This window comes from Flaviflexus sp., from assembly GCF_052087705.1.
GTDB lineage: Bacteria > Actinomycetota > Actinomycetes > Actinomycetales > Actinomycetaceae > Flaviflexus > Flaviflexus ciconiae.
This window is the reverse complement of sequence record NZ_JBQCYC010000024.1, coordinates 1-6,675: the sequence shown is the minus strand read 5'-3', so window position 1 is coordinate 6,675 and position 6,675 is coordinate 1. Positions and strand designations below refer to the sequence as shown.

6 protein-coding genes are annotated in these 6,675 nt (G+C 58.9%); 4 read left to right on the top strand and 2 right to left on the bottom strand.

Annotation, left to right across the window (positions count from 1 at the left end):
- Nucleotides 1-300 precede the first annotated feature (300 nt).
- The 4 genes from ACTHUY_RS10335 to ACTHUY_RS10320 all read left to right on the top strand — a co-directional run bounded on the left by ACTHUY_RS10335 (nt 301) and on the right by ACTHUY_RS10320 (nt 3,238).
- On the top strand, nt 301-894 hold the full coding sequence (locus ACTHUY_RS10335; RefSeq protein WP_126704972.1) for an ATP-dependent Clp protease proteolytic subunit: 594 nt from the start codon (nt 301-303) through the stop codon (nt 892-894).
- A 14-nt stretch (nt 895-908) separates the two neighbouring features.
- Complete coding sequence (locus ACTHUY_RS10330) at nt 909-1,556, top strand: ATP-dependent Clp protease proteolytic subunit (RefSeq protein ID WP_126703802.1); 648 nt, start codon at nt 909-911, stop codon at nt 1,554-1,556.
- 117 nt (nt 1,557-1,673) lie between these two features.
- Nucleotides 1,674-2,930: an ATP-dependent Clp protease ATP-binding subunit ClpX gene (clpX, locus tag ACTHUY_RS10325; protein ID WP_441654120.1), complete on the top strand. Its 1,257-nt coding sequence runs from the start codon at nt 1,674-1,676 to the stop codon at nt 2,928-2,930.
- An 8-nt stretch (nt 2,931-2,938) separates the two neighbouring features.
- Entirely contained in the window at nt 2,939-3,238 is a 300-nt protein-coding gene (locus tag ACTHUY_RS10320) for a chorismate mutase (protein WP_441654119.1), read from the top strand.
- 243 nt (nt 3,239-3,481) lie between these two features.
- Here the strand turns inward: ACTHUY_RS10320 and ACTHUY_RS10315 are convergent, their stop codons facing one another.
- Together ACTHUY_RS10315 and ACTHUY_RS10310 are read right to left on the bottom strand one after the other, a co-directional pair.
- Complete coding sequence (locus tag ACTHUY_RS10315; RefSeq protein WP_441678681.1) at nt 3,482-6,064, bottom strand: hypothetical protein; 2,583 nt, start codon at nt 6,062-6,064, stop codon at nt 3,482-3,484.
- A gap of 14 nt (nt 6,065-6,078) precedes the next feature.
- Nucleotides 6,079-6,675: ABC transporter ATP-binding protein (locus ACTHUY_RS10310; RefSeq protein ID WP_441678679.1), on the bottom strand; the 597-nt coding region annotated here is incomplete at its 5' end.

Here is a 6,675-nt window from a genome sequence, read left to right as displayed (position 1 = left end):
GCCAAGAAGGCCCCGGCGAAGAAGGCGCCCGCCAAGAAGCCTGCTGCAAAGAAGCCGGTTGCGAAGAAGGCTCCGGCCAAAAAGGCCGATAAGGCCGAGACGGACGAGAAGTAGTCGTTTCGCCGACAGGTAATAGACATGAGGAGTCCGCGGGAGAGATCTCGCGGACTCCTTGTTTATATGCGCCAACAGCGAAACAAAGCCGACCGAGGGAAGTAGGACGTTGCTAGGTGCGTTAACCTCGAATGAACGCAAGGACTTTTCTATTCAGGAGGCTGTCCATTGAGCACACTTCCCTCGATGCAGAACCAGGCCGCATCTCTCGGCCTGAGTGATCACATCTTCAACCGCCTTCTCAAGGAACGCATTATCTGGCTGGGCTCCGAAGTTCGCGACGATAACGCGAACTCGATCTGTGCACAGATGCTTCTGCTCGCCGCAGAGGATCCCGAGAAGGATATTTACCTGTACATCAACTCGCCGGGCGGCTCCGTCACGGCCGGGATGGCCATCTACGACACGATGAAGTTCGTGCAGCCAGATGTTGCCACGGTTGCCATGGGCATGGCTGCCTCGATGGGGCAGTTCCTGCTGACCTCGGGCACCCCTGGCAAGCGCTACATCACCCCGCACACCCGTGTTCTTATGCACCAGCCCTCCGGCGGTGCCGGTGGTACCGCTACCGACATTCGAATCAATGCCGACCTCATCATCAAGATGAAGCACGAGCTGTCTGAGATTACGGCTCAGCAGACCGGTAAGACGGTTGAGCAGATCATTGAGGACTCGGACCGTGACAAGTGGTTCACGGCCCAGGAAGCCCTCGAATACGGCTTTGTCGACCACGTCGTTGAGACCTCGGATCTCGTCTCCGGTGGCGGTGGTACCAAGTGAACCAGGAGTACAAGATGAACTACCCGTCGATGATGGCGCCGGCAATGCCGGAATCCCGCTACGTGCTCCCCACCTTCGAGGAGCGTACGCCCTACGGCTACAAGCGTCAGGACCCTTACGCGAAGCTCTTCGAGGACAGGATCATCTTCCTCGGCGTCCAGGTTGATGACGCATCCGCTGATGATGTCATGGCCCAGCTGCTCGTCCTCGAGTCGCAGGACCCGGATGCCATGATCACGATGTACATCAACTCGCCGGGCGGCTCCTTCACGGCGCTGACCGCGATCTACGACACGATGCAGTACATCAAGCCCGAGGTCCAGACCGTCTGCCTCGGACAGGCCGCCTCCGCAGCAGCCGTCCTGCTTGCAGCCGGTGCACCCGGTAAGCGCCTCGCACTGCCGAACGCGCGCGTCCTCATCCACCAGCCCGCCATGCAGGGCGTCCAGGGCCAGGCCTCGGACATCGAGATCGTCGCGAACGAAATCGACCGCATGAGGGAATGGCTCGAGCAGACCCTTGCCGACCACTCGGGCAAGACGAAGGAGGAGGTCTCGCGCGACATTGACCGCGACAAGATCCTCACCGCCCAGCAGGCCAAGGAATACGGTCTTGTCGACGAGGTTCTTACCTCCCGCAAGCCGCCCCGCATCGAGGCCTAGCACGATGTAACAATCCACAGAAACGGGAGCCTATTGAACGGCTCCCGTTTCCGCGTGGTGCATTCGCGCCAGCACGCCGATGTCGCTAGAGTGGTGACAGTTCAGGGAGGTACTCTTATGGCTCGCACCGCCGACGCAGCGGACATGCTCAAATGCTCGTTCTGCCAGAAGTCCCAACGCCAGGTCAAGAAGTTGATCACCGGCTCGGGGGCATACATCTGCAACGAGTGCATTGAGCTGTGCAATGAGATCATTGCCGAGGAGCTCGGTCAGGAAGAATCCGAGTTCTCGCTCGAGTCACTGCCGAAGCCGCAGGAGATCTACGAGTTCCTCAACGAATACGTGGTCGGCCAGCACTCCGCCAAGCGGACCCTCTCCGTTGCCGTCTACAATCACTACAAGCGGATTCGCGCAGGCCAGGATGTTCCCAAGAAGGGGAGCGAGCCCGTTGAGATCGGCAAATCCAACATTCTCCTCATCGGCCCGACCGGCACAGGCAAGACCTACCTTGCTCAGTCACTTGCCCGCATGCTTGACGTGCCCTTCGCGATTGCAGATGCCACCTCCCTGACCGAGGCGGGATACGTGGGTGAGGATGTCGAGAACGTCCTCCTCAAGCTCATTCAGGTGGCCGACGGCGATACGGATCGTGCCGCCCAGGGCATTATCTACATTGACGAGATCGACAAGATCTCCCGCAAGTCCGAGAACCCCTCGATTACCCGCGACGTGTCGGGTGAAGGTGTTCAGCAGGCCCTCCTCAAGATCATCGAGGGCACGGTCGCTTCGGTTCCCCCGCAGGGCGGACGCAAGCACCCCCACCAGGAGTTTGTCCAGATTGACACGACGAACGTCCTCTTCATCGTCGCAGGTGCCTTTGCTGGCATGGAGGAGATTGTGTCCTCCCGCTCGGGCCGGCGCTCGATTGGTTTCGGCTCGGAGCTCTCCAGCCACGAGGCCGCAGGTGACCTGATTCGCGATGTTGAGCCCGACGATCTTCACAAGTTTGGTCTCATTCCCGAGCTGGTCGGCCGCCTCCCAGTAATCGCCACTGTGGATGCTCTCGAGGTCGACGACCTTGTCCGCATCCTCACCGAGCCCCGCAACGCCCTCACCAAGCAGTACCAGCGCATGTTCGAGTTTGACAACGTCGAGCTAGAGTTCACCGACGAAGTCCTTCGCAGGATCGCTGAAAAGGCTCTCGAGCGCGGCACCGGTGCCCGCGGCCTGCGTTCGATCATGGAGGGTATCCTGCGGGAGCTCATGTTTGAGATCCCCTCGCGCTCCGACATCGAACGCGTCATCATTGATGAGAAGGCGTTCGAGGGTGGTGAACCCACTTTCGTCTATAAGCGCTCGAAGAAGTCTGCCTAGGAGGAGAAGTGGAACACGCTCAGGACATCCCGGAGGGACTGCGTACCGCACGGGAGAGCATTGACAATATAGATGCTGCACTGATCCACATCCTGGCGGAACGCTTCCGGTGCACAAAGCAGGTAGGCAAACTCAAAGCCGAACTCGGCCTTCCCGCCTCCGATCCAGGCCGCGAAGAACGCCAGATTGCACGCCTCAAGACCCTCGCGGAAGAATCAGGTCTCGACCCAGTCTTCGCCGAGAAGTTCCTCAAGTTCATCGTCACCGAAGTTATCCGTCACCACGAAGAATTCGCGGAAAATAAGTAACCGGCTAAGGCTGTCCCAAGAGCGAGTCCGGTCAGGGCTTCCATAAGGGAATGATTCCGCTGTCACTCTTGGCGCATGCCTTTTAGGCTAATCCTGTTTGTTTCAGTTTCATCTTCAGCGCGTGTAGCGTTACGCGAATCTTGTTACTAATGCACTTGCTTGCCTACGTACTCACGCGGTTCGTTTGCGTTATCACTGGTTGTGAGTGGGTATTTGATCAGGAACTGGGGTACGGGATCCGTCTTACTGGGATGGTGTTGGCTCCAGAATTGTCGGCTTCCATCGCAATGCGCTGATTCCACGGGTGAGGAGCCATATGAGAATCCAGCATCCGCCGAGTGCGAGATAAAGGGTCGTGCCCTGCTGGTAGCCGTCTGCATACCGGCTTCCAGCAGCGACGATGATTGAAGCAATAATGACGTGAATGAGAACCGGGGCGAAGTTCCTGGTGCGAATCTGAGCCTGTGACCTTTCGAGACCCCAATAGGAGAAGTCGTTACGTGCGCTCGTGACTTCACGGTTCTTCCGTGCAGTGACAGCCATCGTCAGGACGATGACTGCGCCAGCCGCGAGAATTGCTCCCACGACAGGCATGAGTGCCTGCGTCATGATGGAGCCGAGGCTTGTCTGGGTGAGGAGCCGGAAGTACCAGAGCGAGATCATACCGAGGGCTCCGATGGCGGCGGCGGTGATACCGAGGCTGATGCCCTCGAAGACCGCCAGGGTTAGCATGCGTGCACGGGTTCCAAGCCTGTCGGCTGGGGCTAGTCTCCGAGAATGGACCGGGTTGGCAATGATGAGTCCAAGGAGGAGTGCGAGAACGGCGGCGAGGATTGCATAGCGAATCATGTCGGTGCCCGCGATGATGAAAGCAATGGCGGCAGCGACACCGAAGACGGCCAGCCCGGGCCATTCCTCACCCAGTGTCCACCGTAGTCGCTGGGACGTACTCCGTCCCTGAGATGCGAGGAGTGCGTGGGTGGTACGCCGCTCTTGCCGGGCTAGTAGACAGAGTCCTATGACAAAGAGGGATGAGATGAGGATGGTGGCGACGGCAACGCGGTCCACGGTTTCATTCGTAAGTGATGCTGTCCACGAAGCAACACCGAGTGTTCCGTAGTCAACTTGGATCCAGCCCAGCTCGTCGACAACCTGCTGTCCCAGGGGATCGTCTGTTCCAAAGGCGTAGAGCGGCACCCAGATGTTGACGGGCTGAGTTGTTCCGCCGATGACGACCGTGGCATCGAGCCCGTCGATGCGCCGGATGGCCTGCGCAGTGTCGTTGATCCTGGTCAGGGCATCGTCGTTGTCGAGCCCGTCCAGCCCGCCAACACGTACCCGGACCGCGGAAATGATGGTCTCCTGAGAGGTGAGTTCCTTTGCTCCTTCGAAGGACACGATGGCGGAGGGAGCCTGAGTGGCGATACCAAGGGCGTGGCGTGAGACGGGGAAAGGCTCGCCCTCGTGCGTTGCGGTATTTGGCCCGTAGAGCCCGAGTGGAACGTACCCGCCTTCCGTGACGACCTCTCCTGGAGTGAAGGTAGCAACTTCAAAAGGAGCGGCGCCCTCTTGGGAGTATGTGCCAATGGAAAGCTGATTCCCAGTTGGGTTACGGTAGCTGATCTCCTCGCCAGGATCGGTTCCCGTTGGAAGGTCAATGTCAGCTCCCTCGATCCGGGCAAAGGGACTGTAGATCCCCAGCATCCGGGCGGTGAAGGCCGCCTGTCCTTCGACGGGGGAGTCGACCTGCGTGAGCTGGGGAGGATAGAGGCGGGTGCCGGTGTAGTTGCTGAGCGTGTAGTTCTCGATGATTGGTTCGCCGGTGTCGAGATCGTTCGTTGGCCACGGGAGATCGTGGAGACCGCCGTTGAACGGCCGCATGACCTCGTCATATTCGACGCTCGTCTCGCCCACGCCTTCGATTGTCGCGGTGATTGTTGTGGGCGGGTAAGCGTCTGTATTGCGAAGATAACCGACGAGAGGATTTTGCCCGCCGTACATCCAGAACGGTGCTGGCCGAGACCCCGGCTGTACTCCCGGCATATCAATCAGTTCGGGGAGGATTTCAGTGCCGGTCTCACCGAAAGCTTCGATCGGGGTCAGCTGACTATGCTGTCGAATGAATTCATCGAAGTCTTCAAGGGGTTGGAGGAACTCGCCTGCCTCGCCGAGGAGTTCCTGTTCGAGGACTGGGTCGACGGCGGCGATGGTCGTGGCAACGGTTGGTCCCTGACCCCAGCCTAGAAGGAGAGAATCGCCGAATACAGATGCCTGAACGAGGAGCAGGTGACGGTCCATGGGCGCGAAATCGTTGGTGATGCTGATCCCAACATCAAAGTACTGACCGCTCTCACCCGTCCATCGCGTCGCATCGATCCGGAGATTATTTGTTCTCTCGAAGATGATGCCGTTGTCGTCGGTGATGCTCCAGGTGATCACGTAGTCCTGGACTGGGTCCTCAGTGAAATTGTGGTCCTCGATCGTGAAGTAAAACCAGGGCGGTGCATTTGCCATCCGCCCAAGAAAGGCAACTGGTGCAGCCAAGTCGACTGAATCTAATGCATTGATCTGGTCGAGCTGGTCAAATCCGATAACCCGGCTTGCTTGTGACGCATAGTTGTTATCGACAAGGCTGAAGCCGTTTGCATCCCTGCCCGGCGAAATCCGTTCAAACCCATCTTCGTGAGTTACCAGGATGTCGTATGCTCCGCGCCAGTTGTCCTCAAGGATCTCGCCAGCACGTGACACACCGATCCTGCCAAGAAGAGAACCGGAAAAGACGAGGAGGCCAATGAGGGCAAAGACAATGACGTGGGTTCGCCTCATGCGAGGCCGCACGTTCACAGTTCGATCACCCGATCGGCGGCTTCTTTAAGAAGCACATCGTGGGTGGCAACAAGAACTGCGGCACCCCGACCTGCTGCATGGCGAAGTTGCTCGATAACCAGGGCTGCTGCGGCAGCATCAAGCGATGCTGTCGGCTCGTCCATGAGGACGAGGGACGGGGCCTTCGCGAGGGCACGAGCAACGGCGACCCGTTGGCGTTCTCCACCCGAGATGCGACCAGCCTTCATAGCACGGAAGTCCGCAAGCCCCAGTGACTCGAGGAGCTCCGAACAGCGCTCGCCAGTTCCTCCACCAACTCGGACGTTGGCAGAAACAGACAGATCATCAAATACAAGAGCATCCTGGGCTGCGAAGCCGATGCTGGCCTTGCGGATCTTCTGGAGTTCCTTCTCACCTGTCTCCGCAAGCTCAACGTCACCCCATCGGGCAACGCCACGATCGGGCTTCCGACGACCATAGGCAACTGCAATGGCGGTTGACTTCCCGCTTCCTGACCGCCCGGCAAGTGCAACGAACTCCCCATCATCCACTTCGAGGGAGAAGCTGTTGAGAATCTGGATATCGTTACCGGCACGGCGGAACGTGACGTC